Source organism: Lentilactobacillus hilgardii DSM 20176 = ATCC 8290, assembly GCF_000159315.1.
Lineage (GTDB): Bacteria > Bacillota > Bacilli > Lactobacillales > Lactobacillaceae > Lentilactobacillus > Lentilactobacillus hilgardii.
In genome coordinates this window covers 3,431-21,442 of sequence record NZ_GG669996.1, presented here as the reverse complement: position 1 = coordinate 21,442, position 18,012 = coordinate 3,431, and the positions used below count along the sequence as shown (strand labels likewise).

Annotated in this window: 15 protein-coding genes and 2 tRNA genes; 2 read left to right on the top strand and 15 right to left on the bottom strand. The window is 38.9% G+C overall.

Annotation, left to right across the window (positions count from 1 at the left end; all coding sequences use genetic code 11):
* Nucleotides 1-18: 18 nt before the first annotated feature.
* The 5 genes from HMPREF0519_RS10705 to HMPREF0519_RS10685 form a co-directional block, all read right to left on the bottom strand.
* Complete coding sequence (locus HMPREF0519_RS10705) at nt 19-2,187, bottom strand: Tex family protein (RefSeq protein WP_003636139.1); 2,169 nt, start codon at nt 2,185-2,187, stop codon at nt 19-21.
* Nucleotides 2,188-2,630: 443 nt separating this feature from the next.
* A complete protein-coding gene (locus HMPREF0519_RS10700) occupies nt 2,631-3,062 on the bottom strand; it encodes a hypothetical protein (protein ID WP_003561105.1) in 432 nt (143 codons plus the stop codon).
* Between the two features lie 23 nt (nt 3,063-3,085).
* A complete protein-coding gene (locus tag HMPREF0519_RS10695) occupies nt 3,086-5,752 on the bottom strand; it encodes a calcium-translocating P-type ATPase, PMCA-type (protein ID WP_040472804.1) in 2,667 nt (888 codons plus the stop codon).
* 189 nt (nt 5,753-5,941) lie between these two features.
* Complete coding sequence (gene nadE, locus HMPREF0519_RS10690) at nt 5,942-6,769, bottom strand: NAD(+) synthase (RefSeq protein ID WP_040472803.1); 828 nt, start codon at nt 6,767-6,769, stop codon at nt 5,942-5,944.
* 18 nt (nt 6,770-6,787) lie between these two features.
* Nucleotides 6,788-8,245 carry a nicotinate phosphoribosyltransferase gene (locus HMPREF0519_RS10685; RefSeq protein WP_003561112.1) on the bottom strand — a complete coding sequence of 486 codons (1,458 nt, stop codon included), beginning with the start codon at nt 8,243-8,245 and terminating at the stop codon, nt 6,788-6,790.
* Between the two features lie 121 nt (nt 8,246-8,366).
* Between HMPREF0519_RS10685 and HMPREF0519_RS10680 the strand changes: the two genes are divergently transcribed.
* Nucleotides 8,367-9,107: a WecB/TagA/CpsF family glycosyltransferase gene (locus tag HMPREF0519_RS10680; RefSeq protein WP_003636134.1), complete on the top strand. Its 741-nt coding sequence runs from the start codon at nt 8,367-8,369 to the stop codon at nt 9,105-9,107.
* Between the two features lie 246 nt (nt 9,108-9,353).
* On the opposite strand, the gene HMPREF0519_RS10675 is transcribed toward HMPREF0519_RS10680, so the two are convergent.
* The 4 genes from HMPREF0519_RS10675 to HMPREF0519_RS10660 all read right to left on the bottom strand — a co-directional run bounded on the left by HMPREF0519_RS10675 (nt 9,354) and on the right by HMPREF0519_RS10660 (nt 12,743).
* Complete coding sequence (locus HMPREF0519_RS10675) at nt 9,354-10,058, bottom strand: GntR family transcriptional regulator (RefSeq protein ID WP_003554758.1); 705 nt, start codon at nt 10,056-10,058, stop codon at nt 9,354-9,356.
* Between the two features lie 29 nt (nt 10,059-10,087).
* Nucleotides 10,088-11,206, bottom strand: a complete 1,119-nt coding sequence (gene nagA / locus HMPREF0519_RS10670) for an N-acetylglucosamine-6-phosphate deacetylase (RefSeq protein WP_003636132.1) — start codon at nt 11,204-11,206, stop codon at nt 10,088-10,090.
* Between the two features lie 22 nt (nt 11,207-11,228).
* A complete protein-coding gene (gene proC / locus HMPREF0519_RS10665) occupies nt 11,229-12,029 on the bottom strand; it encodes a pyrroline-5-carboxylate reductase (RefSeq protein ID WP_225428953.1) in 801 nt (266 codons plus the stop codon).
* Nucleotides 12,030-12,185: 156 nt separating this feature from the next.
* Nucleotides 12,186-12,743, bottom strand: a complete 558-nt coding sequence (locus HMPREF0519_RS10660) for a VanZ family protein (RefSeq protein ID WP_003636130.1) — start codon at nt 12,741-12,743, stop codon at nt 12,186-12,188.
* 662 nt (nt 12,744-13,405) lie between these two features.
* Here HMPREF0519_RS10660 and HMPREF0519_RS10650 point away from each other — a divergent pair.
* On the top strand, nt 13,406-13,777 hold the full coding sequence (locus HMPREF0519_RS10650) for a DUF805 domain-containing protein (RefSeq protein WP_003554768.1): 372 nt from the start codon (nt 13,406-13,408) through the stop codon (nt 13,775-13,777).
* A 586-nt stretch (nt 13,778-14,363) separates the two neighbouring features.
* On the opposite strand, the gene HMPREF0519_RS10645 is transcribed toward HMPREF0519_RS10650, so the two are convergent.
* The 6 genes from HMPREF0519_RS10645 to HMPREF0519_RS10620 all read right to left on the bottom strand — a co-directional run bounded on the left by HMPREF0519_RS10645 (nt 14,364) and on the right by HMPREF0519_RS10620 (nt 17,809).
* Nucleotides 14,364-14,435, bottom strand: a tRNA-Gln gene (locus HMPREF0519_RS10645).
* A gap of 9 nt (nt 14,436-14,444) precedes the next feature.
* Nucleotides 14,445-14,527: transfer RNA gene (locus HMPREF0519_RS10640), tRNA-Tyr, on the bottom strand.
* A gap of 71 nt (nt 14,528-14,598) precedes the next feature.
* The gene (locus HMPREF0519_RS10635) at nt 14,599-15,420 is read right to left on the bottom strand and encodes a metallophosphoesterase (RefSeq protein WP_003561126.1); all 822 of its coding nucleotides are present in this window, start codon (nt 15,418-15,420) and stop codon (nt 14,599-14,601) included.
* Between the two features lie 64 nt (nt 15,421-15,484).
* On the bottom strand, nt 15,485-16,975 hold the full coding sequence (locus HMPREF0519_RS10630) for a peptide MFS transporter (protein WP_003636128.1): 1,491 nt from the start codon (nt 16,973-16,975) through the stop codon (nt 15,485-15,487).
* Nucleotides 16,976-17,178: 203 nt separating this feature from the next.
* On the bottom strand, nt 17,179-17,436 hold the full coding sequence (locus HMPREF0519_RS10625; RefSeq protein WP_003636126.1) for a PTS lactose/cellobiose transporter subunit IIA: 258 nt from the start codon (nt 17,434-17,436) through the stop codon (nt 17,179-17,181).
* A 55-nt stretch (nt 17,437-17,491) separates the two neighbouring features.
* Complete coding sequence (locus HMPREF0519_RS10620) at nt 17,492-17,809, bottom strand: PTS sugar transporter subunit IIB (RefSeq protein WP_003561132.1); 318 nt, start codon at nt 17,807-17,809, stop codon at nt 17,492-17,494.
* Nucleotides 17,810-18,012: the final 203 nt, after the last annotated feature.

The following is an 18,012-nucleotide window of genomic DNA, read 5'->3' as shown; positions in this document are numbered from 1 at the left end:
CTTTCTAAACCTCTGAACCTAATCAGCAGGTTCAATCATTGACAATTGAATTCGATGCCGATTAACATCTACTGAATCTATCCAAACCGTTACAATATCACCTACTGAAACCAGCTTACTGGGATCTCTAACAAATGTTTTGCTCATTTTCGAAATATGCACCAAGCCATCCTGCTTAACGCCAATATCCACAAAAGCACCAAAGTCGACAACGTTTCGAACCGTTCCCTGAAGCTTCATTCCGGGCTTGAGGTCTTCCATGGTCAAAACATCTTTTTTTAACAGGGGTGTCGGCATATCATCCCGTAAATCCCTGCCTGGTGTCTCAATTCCTTTAACGATGTCCCTTAAAGTTTCTTCTCCAACATCAATTGTTTGCGCAACCACAGGTAAATCCAAATGGACTAATTTTTCAGCCACAATCGGTTTCCCTAAATCATTAATTGTTAGGTCATATTGTGAAAGTAATTTTGTTGCAGCTGAATAACTCTCAGGATGAATATCCGTATTATCAAGCGGATTACTGCCATTAATAATCCTTAAAAATCCAACTGATTGTTCAAATGCTTTAGGACCTAATCTTGGAACCTTTTTTAAATCCGTTCGATTGCTAAACTTTCCTGATTCGTTCCGAAATTTCACGATATTATTAGCCGTTGACTTAGTTAATCCTGAAATATGAACCAAAAGGTCCGGACTTGCGGTGTTCAAATTAACACCAACTTGATTAACCGCGGTTTCAACAACCTGATCCAGTTTTTCACCAAGTTGTTTTTGAGGGACATCGTGTTGATATTGACCAACTCCAATTGCTTGGGGATCAATTTTAACCAGTTCTGCCAATGGATCCTGAATTCTTCTAGCAATGCTGACAGCAGACCGCTGTTCAACACTGAAATCCGGAAACTCCTCACGAGCAACCCTGCTGGCAGAATATACGGATGCACCCGCTTCATTAACAATGACGTAATAAACCGGTGTATCTAGTTTCTTAATTGCATTCGCTACAAATTGTTCCGACTCCCGGCTGGCAGTCCCGTTTCCGATTGCAATCATTTCAACGTGGTTTTTATTAATGAAATCAATAAATAACCCTTCAGCAGCCTTTCGTTTTGCCTCACTGGCTGGCTTATGCGGGTAGATCACTGTCTTATCCAGATATTTGCCATTTGAATCAACGACAGCCAATTTGCATCCAGTACGATACGCAGGATCAAATCCCATTACGACCCGTCCTTTTAAGGGTGCCTGCATCAGCAGGTTATATAAATTTTTACCAAAAATATCAATGGCATGCTCAGCCGCTTTTTCGCTCAATTCCCTTCGAATCTCACGTTCAATTGCGGGTCCAATGAATCGCTGATACCCGTCCAAGGTTGCATCTTTAACAATGTCAGCTGCCAATCCCGAATGCTTTCCAATCATGTTTGATGTCAGATACCAATTAATCGGTGTTTCGTTAACTGTGATTTTGACATTTAAAATACCTTCTTTTTCACCACGGTTAATTGCTAACGTTCGATAGGACGGTATTTCTCTGACAGACTGGGTAAAATCATAATACTGTTGGTAAGTGCCGGTCTCATCCTTTTCTTTAGCGCCACGCTTAACTTTCGTTGTCATGACCCCATAACGATTTGTGTTTTGCCGAATCCACTTTCGAAAATTAGCGCTGTCCCCAACTTCTTCGGCAATGATTTCATGGATTCCAGAAATAACCGTTTCTCGATCGGAAAGGTCTTTATCAGGATCAATTGCCTGACTAATTTTGTTATCAAGTTCATTGTCAAAACTAGTTGCCGCCTTTGCCAAGGGTAAAAGTCCCTTTTCTTTGGCAATGGTCGCTTTTGTACGCCGTTTCTGCTTGTACGGCAAATAAAGATCTTCAACCTGTTGAAGAACGGTTGCCGTCTCAATTTGTTTTTTGAGTTTAGGCGTTAATGCCTTTTGCTCTTCAATAATCTTAATAACCTCATCCTTACGTTTATCCAACGTTTGGATTCTATGAGCCGAGGCTTGAATATCTCGAATTTCAACTTCATCCAAGTTTGATGTCCGTTCTTTTCGATAACGGGCAATAAAAGGAACCGTATCCCCTTCTTCAAGCATTTTCAGCGTTTCAGCTATTTGTTTTACGCGAATCTTCGGTAAATCATGCTGTATTTTCTCAGCAAGCGTTATGTCCATGAAATAACCCACCTCATTATTAATCTAGCTTTCATTATATCATGCCAAATGGTCAAAATAAGTTGAACCAAAAAGAGAACCTTCTTCAAGCCCCATATTTGGGAGAAGAAAAAGGTTCTCAAAATCAGACGGTACTATAAAGAAATGCTCATTACGGCCTAAAATCGACTACTAACCGCTTTGATTCGCACACTTTTTTAGGACTGTTCCTCAAAGCAACATCGCTCCTCATAAGGGATCAAATTAAAAAATCCAAGTTCGGGATTTCCCAATTTGACGCCTTATGCTCCAGATGTTAACCGCTTTGATTCGCACACTTTTTTAGGACTGTTCCTCTAATCATAAACCTGCATGTAAACCAACAACCGTCAAATCCCCAAAACAGGAATTTGCTTCCCGCTGGCTTACATTCCGAGTTATCCCAGACTAGATTTTCACACTTTTTATAACATTCCCATAATTCTTGTCGTAACGTCAGAAACTTTTGCAATGTGATTTTCCTGGTCTTTTTCAGATCGATTGAATTTTTTGGCATCAATCGATGCATCTTCAGGATTTAAGCTGTCTGTCATATCCTGACATGCATTCGCATAATCCGCATAGGCTCTGACTAATATTTTATGTTTACCCAGTATTTTAACCGGTACCGGCGCCTGTTCAAGCTTATTTACATTGTCTTGATACTTATCAGTTCCAGACTGAAAATGCGTTTTAATTTGTGTTAATCTATCTGAACCAAGGTCAGAAACGGTCTTATCATCAATTGATTTTCTCAACACTTCGTAGTCTGCATTTAAATCTTCACCGTTTGATTGTGTTGAATCGATAATATCGGAAACAATTTTGGCATATCTTCTTAAGTCTTGTGGTTTCAAAAAGAATGACCCCCATCTAAAAATTATTGTTGATTGAAGAAATGACGCTGTACATATTTTACTACTTCTGAGATAACAACGATCATAAATCCGCCAATAATCACAACAATCCATTGTGAAGGGCCTAATTCAGTGACATGGAACATATCATTAAATCCAGGTACAACAATTGTGAGCACCAGTAGTAATGTAGAACCCAAAAGTGCCCAATTAAAGAATTTATTCTTGAAAAGCCCCACCTTGAAAATGGATTGATGGATCGTTTTCGAATTAAATGCGTGGAATAATTGAATCAACCCAAGAGTTGCATAGGCCATTGTCAATGCATCCGCATGAATTAATGCTTCTGACGAATGAACTGGATTCAAGATGGCAAACGCGTATACACTTAAAGTAATAAAGCCTTCAAAGAATCCTTGATAAAGAATATTACTCATAATTCCGCCCGACAGGAAATTTGACGAGCGTCCACGCGGTTTACGTTTCATAATTCCCGGCTCTGCCAGTTCAACACCTAATGCAATAGCTGGAAAAGTATCTGTCACCAGATTAATCCAAAGAATTTGAACCGGTGCCAAAATCTCCCAACCCATCATGGTCATGACAAACAATGTCAAAACCTCCCCTAGGTTGGCAGACAACAGATATTGAAGTGACTTTTGAATATTGGCAAATACTTTTCGCCCTGCTTTAACTGCCGTTACAATTGTTGCAAAATTGTCATCGGCCAGAACCATATCGCTGGCTTCTTTCGAAACTTCAGTACCTGTAATTCCCATTCCGACACCAATGTCAGCCGCTTTTAACGCCGGTGCATCATTAACACCGTCACCGGTCATCGCAACGACTTTACCCTTCTTTTGCCAGGCATTCACAATTCTAACCTTGTGTTCCGGTGCAACTCTGGCATAAACGGCAATGTTTTCAACCTGGTTCTCAAACTGGCTGTCTGATAATTCATCCAGTTGCGCCCCGTTAATGACCCTATCAGTTGAATGATCGGATCTCTCTAGAATTCCGAGTCGCTTGGCAATCGCCTGAGCCGTATCCTGATGGTCTCCGGTAATCATGACAGATTTAATTCCCGCAGTCTTTGCTTCTGCAACTGCTTGCGCTACTTCAGGCCTCTCGGGATCAATCATGCCGATCAACCCTGTAAAGATCATGTCATGTTCCTGGGCATCACTCGTTAATTCTGTTGGTACTTTATCAACCATTCGATATGCAAAAGCCAGTACCCTTAATGCTTGCGTAGCTAACTCATGATTTGTTTCGCTGATCTTTTGCTTATCTTCATCTGTGATTTGCCGAACTTGACCATGATCAAGAATTTGGGTAACGCGAGCCAGTAGTTGGTCCGGTGCACCTTTCATCGTCATCATGATTTGGCCGTCATCAACTTTGTTATAGGTTGACATCAATTTTCGTTCAGAATCAAACGGAATCTCAGCCACACGCTGATACTTTTTAATGAATTCCTGAACCGGCAAATCATGATTTAAATAAAACGAAATCAAAGCTGTTTCGGTTGGATCACCACCTAATCCGTCTTCCAAAAATTTTGTATCGTTATTTAAAATCATAATCTGTGGTAATTTGTCTGATAATAACTGCTTCGTTTCGCCAGAGTCTTTTAGTTGACCATCCAAATAAACTTTTTCAACGGTCATCTTATTCTGGGTCAACGTTCCGGTTTTATCCGATGCAATAATATCCGTACTTCCCAATGTTTCCACAGCTTGTAATTTTCGAATCAGCGCACGGTGGCGGGCCATTTGTTGCGTACCAATTGCCAAAGTAACAGTCACAATAGCAGGCAGGCCTTCCGGAATAGCCGCAACCGCTAAAGAAATGGCTGTTAACAGCATATTAATCAGGCTTTCCTCGCCTCGCCACATACCAACACCAAAGACAATAACTGCAATAACTAAAATCAGAATTGTTAATACCTTACCAAGCTTATTGAGATTTTCTTGAAGAGGCGTTGTTGCTTCTTCCGTTGTGTTTAACATATGGGCAATCTTACCAACCTCAGTGTTCATCCCGGTGCCGGTAACCACCCCGACTCCGCGTCCGGAGGTTACATTGCTGTTCATAAAGCCAAGATTCTTACGATCACCAAGTGGCAGATCTGTGTCATTAATTGTCTCAACCTGCTTATTAACCGGCACCGATTCCCCTGTTAAAGCTGCTTCTTCAATTTTTAAAGTATTTGTTTCGATCAATCGAATATCAGCAGGCACAACATCTCCTGCTTCAAGAAGAACAATATCTCCAGGAACAATCTCTTCACTTTTAACCGTTGTCTCACGGCCATTTCTCAGCACTGTAGCCATTGGAGCCGACATCTGTTTCAACGAATCAATTGCATTTTCTGCCTTTGACTCTTGAAAGACGCCGAAGACCGCATTTAAAATGACCACAGCAATAATAATTGCAGCATCAATATGTTCTCCGGCAATCCCCGCAATAATTGCTGCAATAATCAAAATGATAATCATTAAATCTTTAAATTGTGCGATAAATTTTTCAAATAACGTTGTCCGACGCTTTGCCTGAAGTCGATTATAACCAAATTGTGCCCGCCGCTGTTCAACAGACTGGTCCGATAACCCTTCAGGATTCGCTTTCATTTGCTGCATGACGTCATTAACGGATTGTTGATAAAATAATTTTCCCTGCTGCTTCATTAATTTCCTCCTTTTTAAAGAAAAAGAGACCCATAAACTCTTGTGAAAAGAATTCATAAGTCTCACCATTTAAGAAATATCCCGGAAATACAAGATTACACGTTGACGAGATATTCGCAATTACTATTGCTGGTTACTCCCTTTATTTGAGAATATTATACCTAAATATTCATGTTTTGTCACCTAATACTACTTCCAAAATGTATCATAAACATTAATTGGTGTGTGACGCTTATGCTCAGTCTTTCGATACCAGCTTTCAATCGTTTCAGCTGACTTTTGAGAAACTTCTCTGCCTTCCAGATAATCATCAATATCTTGATAGGTCACCCCAAGTGCAACTTCATCAGGCAACGCTGGTCGATTATCTTCCAAATCGGCTGTAGGCGTCTTTTGGTACAGATGCTTAGGAGCATCCAACACTTCAAGCAACTGCTTTTCCTGACGTTTATCCAGCCGCCAAAGCGGTGTGATATCAGCGGCACCATCACCAAACTTTGTGTAAAAACCGGTCACAGCTTCTGCCGCATGATCTGTACCGACCACAACGCCATTTGTACTACCGGCAATTGCATATTGGGCGATCATTCGTTGGCGGGCTTTAATATTGCCCTTATTAAAATCACTGACGTTGACGTCATTTGCTTCCACGGATTCAACAGCCGCATCAACTGCAGATTGAATATCAACTCTAAACGTCTGATCCGCCTGAATATACTTAATTGCTGCCAATGCGTCAGATTCGTCTGCCTGCACACCATACGGTAATCGAACAGCAATAAATTGATAACGATTGTCACCCGTCTCATCGCGTAACTCTGAAACTGCCATCTGTGACAACTTCCCGGCTAATGTCGAATCCTGACCACCGGAAATTCCCAAAACGAGTGATTTAAAAAAATCGTATTTTTTCAAATAAGATTTTAAAAAATCAACACTTCTTCTAATTTCCACTTTTGGATCAATCGTTGGTTGAACCCTTAACGCATCAATAATTTCTTGTTGCTTTTCTCGCATGGTCATCCATCCTTTAACTTAAAAATTAATTTGCTGTACGTAGTTACGGACCTTTTCAATAATGTCACGTTTATTGTCCCAGCACTTTTGCGATAGGTCAACAGGATATTTTTGCGGATTAAGTTCACGCTTATATTCAGGCCACAATGACGCGACCTGCTTTTTAGCATAATGAGAAATTTCTTTTAAATCAGGTACTTGGTAGACCAATTTTCCCTTTTCAAAAATCGGTTGAAGAAGCGGTTGTGCATTAAAGTTTTCAACCGTTTTGTTAATATACGTGTAATTCGGGTGAAACATAAAAATTGATTTTTCCTGACGGGGATCCTCATCAGACAAGGTAATATAATCGCCTTCCGATTTACCATCCCGAGCATCTGTAATTCGCCACACCTGCTTTTTGCCAGGCGTTGACACTTTTTCTGCATTTCCTGAAATCTTGATTGTATCTTTCATCCTACCGTCAGAATGCTCAACTGACACCATCTTGTAAACCGCACCCAACGCGGGTTGATCAAAGGCGGTAATCACTTTTGTACCAATACCCCAAACATCTATCTTGGCATGTTGCATTTTCAAGCTGGCAATTGTTGTTTCGTCCATATCATTTGAAGCAAAAATCTTTGTATCCTCATAGCCGGCATTATCAAGTAATTCTCGAACCCGCTTGGACAAATAAGCCATATCGCCCGAATCCAACCGAACACCGGCAAATTTGATTTTATCTCCCATTTCGTCAGCAACTTTGATTGCACTCGGCACACCACTCTTAAGTGTATCGTAAGTGTCGACCAAAAAAACACAATCATGATGGGTTTGGGCGTATGCTTTAAAGGCATCATAGTCATTTCCAAAGGATTCAACCAATGAATGGGCATGCGTGCCGCTGATGGGAATTCCAAACGCCTTACCGGCTAAAACATTTGAGGTTGAATCAAAACCGCCAATAATTGCGGCACGGGTTCCCCACAAAGCAGCAGAAACTTCTTGAGCTCTTCTGGTTCCAAATTCCATTAGTGGATCATCGCCAACAACCGTTCGAATTCGCGAAGCCTTGGTTGCAATTAACGTTTGATAATTGACCATGTTTAAAATAGCTGTCTCAACAAGTTGGCACTCACAAAGCGTTCCTTCAACTTGAAGGATGGGTTCATTAGCAAATACCAAATCACCTTCAAGAGCAGATCTAATGGTTCCTTTGAATTTAAAATGACGAAGATAGTCTAAAAAATCTGTTGGATAGTTGGTCACTTCTTTTAAATAATCAATATCGTCATCAGTAAAATTCAAGTCTTGAATGTACTCAATGACATGTTGAAGGCCGGCAAAAACAGCGTATCCGTTTCCAAAAGGCAGTTTACGAAAGAACACCTCAAAGACCGCATGCCGATTTTGCATGTGTTTTTCAAAGTAAGTGGCCATCATATTAATTTCATAGAAATCAGTATGGAGGGTTAAGTTGTCAAATTTTGGCATTTTATTAAATTATCCTCCCAGATAAATGTTATATAATTAGTTTAATTCTATCATTATTCTGAATATTGAAAAGAATTATGCAATTATTTCAAATTAATACAATTAGAAACAGGGAGATTTTATGGAGAAGCAAAGTCAAAAAAAGCCCGTTTCAATTCTGGGCATTCCTTTTGAAAACACCAACCAAGAACAATTTGAAAGCCTGCTAAAGCAACGCATTGATCATCATAAAAATACGTTTGTTGTTACTGCAAACCCTGAAATTGTGATGTATGCTCGGCAGAACAGACCATACGAGGTCTTAATAAAAAAGGCGGACTATATCATTGCAGATGGCATTGGCATTATCATTGGCGCAAAACTGTTGAAGGATCCCCTTCAAGAAAGAATTGCAGGCTATGATTTATTTGTGAGCCTCTTGGAATGGGGAAGTCAAAATCATAAGTCAGCTTATTTTGTTGGTGCCAAAACCGAGGTTATCAACAAACTAAGAGAAATCGTGACTCAAAAATATACCGGCCTAAAAATTGCCGGTACTCATAACGGTTATTTTGGTGATGATCGCAATATTGTCGGCGACATTGCCAGAACACAACCCGACATGGTATTTGTGGCAACCGGATTTCCAAAACAGGAAGCGTTTATCGATAAGAATCGACAAATATCTGATAGTCTTTGGATGGGCATTGGTGGTTCTTTCGATGTTCTAACCGGAACAGTTAAACGTGCGCCAAAGAGCTGGCAAAAAATGCATCTAGAATGGTTATATCGAGTTGTGAAAGAACCAAGCCGGATTTCCCGACTATCGGTATTGCCAAGATATTTGATGGCGGTTCTAAAGGAACGCTTGTCGGGAAGATAATTAGAAGGATCCATCATGAAATGTGGGCATCATTTAAAACGACTTCAGCTCGTTTTGTGAATGATCTGATCCCTCGTGCTTTTATTAGGGATGATTGTCTTAAAATTATGATGACAAACTAATTTTTATTCGATAAGGTGCCCTTTCTGTCGACAATTCCGTCAAGAAATAATCTAAATAAACAATAAACCGGGTACTCACACCTTAAATGTGGGTATCCGGTTTATTTAATTTGAGTTCAACCTACTAACCCTTTTCCAGATAAAATTCAAAACGATCACCAACGTACTGTGTTCTAACGTACTCAAACGGTCGACCATCCTGCAAATATGTAATCTGTCGAAGTCTTAAAATTGCGTCTCCACGCTTAATATCAAGATATTCTGCAATTCTTTCAGAAGCCAGCATCGCAGAAACAGTCTGCTGTGCCTTTCCAAGGCTTAAATTCTTTTTTTGCTCCAAGGCCCTGTATAGCGAACTCGTGACTTCGGACTTTTCCAAACCGGCAACGATATTTTCCGGAACGGTTGCGACTTCAAAACAAATTGGAATATTATCCCCGTATCGAATTCGTTCCATTCGCAACACCGATTGATCTTGGGTAATCTTTAATTTCTCCATTTCACTCAAAGACGGTTCCATCGTATGATATGAAATTGTTTTGCTGGAAGGTTTCTTGCCTTGCGCCAACATTAAATCGGTAAAACCGGTTACCCCCGACATTCGTTCCTGAACCTTTTGGTTGGCAACAAACGTTCCAGAACCAACCCGTCGTTCCAAGATCCCTTCATCAACTAATGTTTGGATTGCTTGGCGAAGTGTCATTCGACTAACGCCAAACTCCGTTGATAATTCCCGCTCTGAAGGAATTCGATCACCGATTTTCCATTTCTCGGCTTCAATATTTCGCTTAATATCATTATGAATTTGAATATATATTGGTAAACCCATTGTTACCACCTACTTTAAATTTGTGTAAATTATTTACCATAACTATACGTTGCCATAAGGTCTAGTTGGTTGTCAAACACATTGATGTCCGCATCGCTTCCAATTTCAAGGGATCCCTTCCCTTTCAAATTGAATTCTTTGGCTTGATTGGTCGAGCTCATTTTTACCGCATCACCAATCGAGCAGCCGGTAAATTGAATCACATTCCTAAATGCCTGATCAAACTTGAGCACAGAACCTGCAAGTTTCCCGTTTCCAAGAATTGCCCGGTTTTTTGTAACCAAAACGTGCTGACCGCCAAGCTGATAATCTCCATCAACCATCCCTTTTGCTTCCATTGCATCCGTTACAAGTTCAAGTCGATCTGATCCGATGATTCGATAAGCTAATTTTACAACCGGAGAAACAACATGATACCCGTCACAGATAAGTTCCACTGGCATGTCAGATAGCATTGAAAAACCAACGACGCCCGGTTCTCTTTGATGAAGTCCTCGCTGAGCATTGAAAAGATGGGTTATGTGGTCAACCTGACATTGTTGCAATTTTTTGTACGTAGCATCACTATGCCCCACAGAAATTCTAATTTGGTGGGCATTACAATATGCCTCCAGAGATCGATGATCATTTACCTCTGGCGCGTAGGTTATCAGACGAACCAACCCACCGGATAATTGATTCCAGCGTGATAAGTCGCTGACATTGACTGATTGAATCTGATCAATTGGCTGGGCACCATTAAATTTTTTTGACACAAACGGGCCTTCCAAATGAATACCAACAATTACTGGGTTGATTAGAGTAGCCTCTCTAATCGCCACCATAGCATGTGAGATCTTTGAGGGAGATTGAGTCATCGTTGTTAGTAAAAGCGCTGTAACACCCTCAGATTTCATTTTAGATACCATCTGGCTAATGTGACTGCTATCTCCTGTCATCGAGTCGATCCCATAACCGCCATGAACATGCACATCTATAAACCCGGGAACAACTAACTTCCCTTTCAAATCATTAACATCATCATCCCGTTGAAGATGAAAATCCTGCATGGAGCCAATTGCATTAACCTTATCGGAAAATCTGATAAATCCACACTTGATTTCACGCCGACCAGTATAAATATGACCATTCGTCAAAACTTTTGACATCTCAGTAAAATTTCAATTCCTTTTATTTTGAATTTCCGATTGATTTATCAATTGTTGCATCAATTCCTTTAATAACAGAGTTCAAAAGGCCAGCCTGTTCCATCGCGAGAATGCCGGCAATGGTATCACCACCCGGAGAACAAACTTTGTCAATCATCTCAGCAGGTGTTTGTTTAGAAGCTAATAAAGATTGTGCGGATCCAAGTGCGGTTTGGGCAGCAATTTTAGTAGCAGTTTCTTTATTGAATCCATATTTCACACCGGCGCGACTTAAACAATCGATAAAGAAATCCACATAAGCCACCGCGCTACCGGAAATAGCACTAAAAATGGCAAATTGGTCTTCAGGAAGTTCACTAATCTCACCCGTTGCCTCAAACAGCGAGACCGCTGTCTTCTTTTGCTCGCCTACTAAATTTTCATTAGTAGCAATAGCCGTCATGCCCTGTCCGTATTCCGAGTTAATGTTTGGCAGACTTCGTAAAATTGGCAGATTATAATCGGTTAACTCTTCCAGTCGATTGAGACCAATGCCAGATACAATCGAAATAAGCGTTTTGTTAGATTTTAATTCACCGTTTATTTCATTTAAAACGTCTGCCACAATTCCAGGAACAACAGCTAATACAACCAAATCACTGTTCTGGGTGAGTTCCGCATTTGTTTTCTGTGCCGTTAATCCATATTGGTCTGCATATTGTTCATAACGAGCCTGGTGTGCACTATGGACCAAAATGTCTTTTGCTGGCACAAATTTTGCTCTAAGTAAGCCCTGAATAATTGCTTGGGCCATTGCGCCAACACCAATAAAGCCAATTTTCATATTCATTCTCCTAACAGTTATATCGGACTATTCCAATCTTTCTTTAATTCGACAATAGCGGAATTTTAAGCAGATTGCAACTACTAAATTTGTAGAATAGCAAAAAAACATATTAATCCATTGTCATTATATATAACATGATTACGTTGATTCACTCTATTTATGATGATAAATAAATGAAAAATCAATCGTAAACTTCTTGATTAAACGTTTTAAAAAAGTATGTTGTAGACTAATGACCAGTACCCATCCGACAAGGACACCAAATGTATTTGTTAAAACATCGTTAATATCTACCCATCTGGATAACCCAACACTCCAATCCAAAATAAATTGTAATGTTTCAATGCCAACGCTTACGACCAACCCTAAAAGAACCGTGCGCTTGGCTTTAAAATCCGGTCTTAACAACGCAATGTAAACACCCATAGGTAACATCATTAATACATTTTGATAAAAGTCCGATGTTGTACTCCAAAAAGGAATTAGATTCACAGGGACATTACCAACCATTAACGGTGCAACTTGTTGTGTCCCGACAAATGCATATGAAGTAGGTGCCAGTGTTAGATAACTGACAGTGATCACGTAAATAACTGCTGATAAAATTGTTGTTAACTGCCACCGTGAAAGTTTCGCAATCTGACTTGATTGAATTTTCAGCCAGATTAGAACACTGGTCACATCAATAAAATACGGAATCCATTTAACCATAACGCTCACCTTCCCTTAATTTAACTATTACTGTTTTTGATTGTTGCAATAAGCTTAAAGATGGTGGGTTAAGTGAAGCTTAAATCTTTTTATAACGACGAAAGGTTTTAAAAAAACATAACTTCTGATCAAAAAAGAGACTTAATTTACCGTGGCGATCTAAGAAATAATAGATGTAGTTTCTGCCTAAGCACAAATTAATGCACATTGGCGTTCATCATGTTTATTCGGAACCAAAGCATCGTTGTGTTTACGATGTTTTCAATTACAGAATTACTTGATAAGTTTATAATCATTTGTGTGATGTCATTCTAAAATTGTTTTTAAAGCATGCTTGTTATATTTCTTCGTTATGTTTTGGAAAGGCTTGTATTGTCAACAAGTGACGAAATAAAAATATGTAAAAAACGTAAACTCAATCTACAGAGAATGAGCCCCTACATCATCCAAAGAAAAAGGAGTTTTAGGTTTAAACAAAAGATGATGCAATTCTTATTTTTAGGCCGATATCGCTATGAATTGGTTATAAAACAGCTCATATTGGACATCACGATGAAAAAAGTAATACCAGTAACACAGTAGAGATTTTAATCGATCAGAATTTATTTTGACCAAACACTGATGTCATTAAAAGCTGATATTTAAGAGAGAGGGTCTTGACTATGATTACATCGTATAAACGTTTTTGGAAAAATATTTTTAACGTTTCTGGTACCGCCAGTCGTTCAGATTATTGGTGGCCTATTATTATCAATTACGTTTTAGGTATTATCGCTGTCATTATTATTAGCCATGTCACTGGGTACTCATTTGATTCGATCAGAAATTTGAAAGATTTAGCAGTGGATTCCACCGTTCGAACAGTCGGCTTGATCGTTTGGATTGCTACATTTACAGTTAAGATACGTCGATTACATGATTCTGATCATGTTGGTTGGTGGATTTTAATTGATTTAGTACCATTAATTGGAACAATCTGGTTCTTTATTTTAATGGTATTTCCCAGCAAGGCTAACCGTTGGGATAAGAGATAATCGTTTTTTATTTTAGGGGTTGATGCCGTAAGATATCAACCTTTTTTGTATCTAAACAAAACATCATCTGACTAAATGAATTAGCTATTGATTCAGATAAAAAGAAGTGAAAATCGTCTCCTCCAAACAAATAGACGACATATAGGCCAAAATATTAAAAACTATTTATGATAGAGAAAAATTGCGGCATTTCATTGGATACCTCAAAGATGATAATCAAGCCCTTCAACTATTCTTTCTGCATGCAAGAATCGGAACTGTTGGTCTTAAAATGGAACGATACTATTTTAAAAAACAACTTTTTCAGCGTCAAACAGCGTCATCATAGGGTGTTGGGAACCGTTGGATGACCAAGGGGCTCAGGACTCGCCCGAAACCGTCGAACGGCTTGTATAGATGTCAAAACAGCCCCAATTTTACCAGACTGATAAAAAAAGCAAGAAGGTATTTTAGCTTCTAAACCCTTTAATCTAAGAATGGCTAGCTTTTTGCTGACCCATGAGTGATAGTCAAAGAAATGGGAGACACAAAAAATCCCGTCTCCACAGGCCTTTAATAACCTATGAAAACGGGAAATAATCAATTATTGGGCTAGCTGGGTTCGAACCAGCGCATCACGGGATCAAAACCCGTTGCCTTACCTCTTGGCTATAGCCCAAGAATAAAATGGAGGGGAGTGGATTCGAACCACCGAACCCGAAGGAGCGGATTTACAGTCCGCCGCGTTTAGCCAGACTTCGCTACCCCTCCGCAATCTGTGTCGGTATCAAACCAACGAATATAATAATACAAAATTATCGCTATTTCGTCAAGCAAAATTATTAAAAAAGTTGAATTGTTTTTAACTGCTTTAGCCACTCACTATAAAAGGTATTGGTCTGCCATTCATTATGGTGATGATTATGGTATCCAACTGCACCGTTATAATACCATGTGTTTCCAATTTTCCTGGGATTCATATGATCATGAATGTGTCCAAAAATAACAATGGGAACAGCATATTCGTCAATCAGTTGCCCGACTTTCACACTACCGAGCATTGCATTAGCCATGTTCCAAAATCGATTATCACCTGTATATCGAATAAACAATTGGTTTGGTACAAAGTGTGTCATTAAAATAACCTTTTTTTGCGCCTTTTGGGCCATCTCAAGCTGCTCTTTTAATTTGTCAATAACTATTCCCTCTCGTTGTGGATCGCTCATAGGCTGCTTAATAAGGCTATCTATCCAATAGGCCATTTTCCATTGGTGAAATTGTACTTCTGTTTTGCCGGTGTTCTTTGCAAATGAATAGTCATACCAACCATTTAGCCCTATAATTCGATAATTTGTCTCCGGAATATCAAAATAGTGATTATTTAAATAACCCGGCCAATGTCCATTTTCCAATTGATCATAGGTCACGTTTCGTATCATATCGTGATTGCCTGCGATAAACAACACTTGAGTAATAGATAGTTGTCCTGACAATTGCTGAATATAACTGACAGTTTCGTGGAAATCGTTAAACAAATCACCTGCTACTAAATAATAATCAATTTTATTTTCAGTTAAATATTGAGCTTGCTGATGAATGATACCGTCAGTTGGTACTTTATTCAAATCCAAGTGGTTGTCACTAGAGGCTGCTATTCGAATCATCTTTTATCTCCTCATAAAAAATGTGCTATCCCAAGTAGGATAACACATTTTATGCGATTTAAAACTAATTGACGCCTTCCATTAATTTCTTAATTGGTTTAATTAAAAAGGCTAATAGAATACCCACGATAACTGCAGCAATTGCAACCATCGTAAAGTACCTGACTTCATTGTCTGGCGTATAGTATTTAACGATTTGAGAATTAACAGCTTGAGCTGCGGAATCAGCTAGGAACCACATGCTCATCATTTGCGATTCAAACGATTTCGGCGCCAACTTGGTTGTCACAGAAAGCCCAATTGGTGAAATAAGCAATTCAGCAACTTCGACGATTGCCCAGCTTCCGATTAACCAAAATGGACTTACTTTGGCAGAGCTGCCAAACAACGCAACGGGAATGACCATAAAGAGGTATGAAAGTCCTGCTATCATAAGACCAAGTGAAAATTTACTTGGCGAACTTGGCTGTTTCTTACCCAGCTTAATCCAAAGCCATGCAAAGAATGGCGTATAAAGCATAATAAAGAATGGGTTCAATGACTGATACCAGCTTGCGGGAATCTGGAAACCAAATAAACTATTATTAGTTTGGTTAGCTGCAAAAAGCGCTAAAACACTTGATCCTTGCTCCTCAATTGCCCAAAAAATAGCAGCAGCAATAAATAATGGAATGTAAGCAATGACACGCGAGCGTTCTGTACTGGTGATCTTCTTGCTGGTGATGATGATAATGAAATAGATAATTGGTGTTGCAACGGCAATAACACTTAACAAGGTGATAAAGTTACCAATGTTTAAAGCACCCATAACGTTCATTAAGAGTAATATCAACGCAAAGACAACGACACCAAGTCCAACCTTGACGGACAATTTTTTGACATCTTCAGGTTCCAATGGATCGGAAGCGTACAAACTTGAGCTTGGAAGATGCTTCTTTCCACCACGGATATACTGAAGTAATCCAAAAAACATACCAATAGCAGCTAGTGAAAAGCCTAAATGGAAATTAACATGCTGCCCGAGATACCCAACAAGAATTGGTGAAATAAAGGAACCAAAGTTAATACCAAAGACGAAAATTGTAAAACCAGAATCTCGTCGATTGTCGTATTCAGTATATAAATCGCCAACCATTTCAGAGATATTAGGTTTTAATAAACCGGTTCCCAACGTGATTAAAACGATTGAGACAAACAAAGCAATCGAACCTAGTGGCATTGATAGTGCAATATGACCAAACATGATCAATATACCACCATAAAAAACAGTTCTTCGACTACCTAAAATTCGGTCACTAATAAATCCGCCGACAACTGATGACAAATAAACAAGTGACCCGTAAATTGACATGATTGACGCAGCCAAGCCGGGCTCAAAACCAAGTCCACCCTTAGCCACACTCCAATACATGTAGTAAAGAAGAATTGCGCGCATCCCGTAGTAACTGAACCGCTCCCACATTTCTGTAAAGAACAATGTAGAAAGCCCACGAGGTTGGCCGAAGAATGACGTATCTGCACGCTTCTCCTGGTCACTTTGACCTTGTTGTTGCATGTGACACCCTCCAAAAAATAAATCTAATCCGTTTAACAGATTGTTAGTGGGATTAGATCTTTATTTAAAATTACTCTCGTTTAAAGAATAAATCATAAAAATAATTATAAGCTAGATACACAACGAATTCAACAAACCCTATCCTCTAATAAAGCTGTCTAGACAGGCAAATGCCTTTACATCGCTGATTTTTCTTTAGTAATTTATTTTTTGGAATTTAAGATTATCGGAATGAAACGCTTGACTATAAAATAGATAGTCTCAGTGTTCATTAATGTATCCTGAGCATGCGTTAATAAAACTGAATATTGTAGTTGTTGCGCATGCTGCATTATTTTATTTTGTTCAATGTGCGCTTTTTTAAGCCAATTATAAGCCGTTGATAAATTTTCAGTATGATCTTGTTTTTCTAACTGAATTTGATAATTGATCCAATATCTCAGATAATATTTTCTTTGCATGTCCCGAATACATTAACATCGACATTGCAATTTGATTAAGTTCATCATCATTCACTTACATTGCCTCTGCTGGTGTGAACTCATTCATAATAAATTTAACTAACTTTTCTCCATTGGCCCATCCATAAACATCATCTGGAATTGTCTTCACCTTGGCTCTGCCATCAATCATTTTGATTTCTTTATCATGATATGACGCCTGAGGAGCAATTAAAACTAAATCAATATTGCTATCCAAATATGTATCTGCTTTGGTATAATCTGTAGAAATCAGGTTAAATTGAACGTCATAGACTTCCATAAATGACTTAGCAGATTTTAAAAGGAAGTTACTTGAAATACCGTTTTCACAAATTAATAATACATTTTTCATTTAAAAGATCCCCTTTAACTATTTATCTTGCTTATACAGATTATCACATCGTCCAATTTTTGGCAAGTACCAATATAAGTAAATCCGTTAGTAATCCCTTTATATAGGCGTTTAATTTCATATTAATGTATATACCAATTTTTATTACCAATCTATACCAATTTATTTTTAAAGACTTATCCCAGAAGAATATGTTCATTTAT

Excerpts from the sequence above, each read along its gene's own strand:
- HMPREF0519_RS10635 (WP_003561126.1), bottom strand. The coding sequence starts at position 15,420 with ATGATTCGAATAGCAGCCTCTAGTGACAACCACTTGGATTTGAATAAA.
- HMPREF0519_RS10675 (WP_003554758.1), bottom strand. The coding sequence starts at position 10,058 with ATGGGTTTACCAATATATATTCAAATTCATAATGATATTAAGCGAAAT.
- proC (WP_225428953.1), bottom strand. The coding sequence starts at position 12,029 with ATGAAAATTGGCTTTATTGGTGTTGGCGCAATGGCCCAAGCAATTATT.
- HMPREF0519_RS10705 (WP_003636139.1), bottom strand. The coding sequence starts at position 2,187 with ATGGACATAACGCTTGCTGAGAAAATACAGCATGATTTACCGAAGATT.
- nagA (WP_003636132.1), bottom strand. The coding sequence starts at position 11,206 with ATGTCAAAAGTTTTGACGAATGGTCATATTTATACTGGTCGGCGTGAA.
- HMPREF0519_RS10695 (WP_040472804.1), bottom strand. The coding sequence starts at position 5,752 with ATGAAGCAGCAGGGAAAATTATTTTATCAACAATCCGTTAATGACGTC.
- HMPREF0519_RS10650 (WP_003554768.1), top strand. The coding sequence starts at position 13,406 with ATGATTACATCGTATAAACGTTTTTGGAAAAATATTTTTAACGTTTCT.
- HMPREF0519_RS10625 (WP_003636126.1), bottom strand. The coding sequence starts at position 17,436 with ATGCAAAGAAAATATTATCTGAGATATTGGATCAATTATCAAATTCAG.
- HMPREF0519_RS10680 (WP_003636134.1), top strand. The coding sequence starts at position 8,367 with ATGGAGAAGCAAAGTCAAAAAAAGCCCGTTTCAATTCTGGGCATTCCT.
- HMPREF0519_RS10630 (WP_003636128.1), bottom strand. The coding sequence starts at position 16,975 with ATGCAACAACAAGGTCAAAGTGACCAGGAGAAGCGTGCAGATACGTCA.
- nadE (WP_040472803.1), bottom strand. The coding sequence starts at position 6,769 with ATGCGAGAAAAGCAACAAGAAATTATTGATGCGTTAAGGGTTCAACCA.
- HMPREF0519_RS10685 (WP_003561112.1), bottom strand. The coding sequence starts at position 8,245 with ATGCCAAAATTTGACAACTTAACCCTCCATACTGATTTCTATGAAATT.
- HMPREF0519_RS10660 (WP_003636130.1), bottom strand. The coding sequence starts at position 12,743 with ATGGTTAAATGGATTCCGTATTTTATTGATGTGACCAGTGTTCTAATC.
- HMPREF0519_RS10620 (WP_003561132.1), bottom strand. The coding sequence starts at position 17,809 with ATGAAAAATGTATTATTAATTTGTGAAAACGGTATTTCAAGTAACTTC.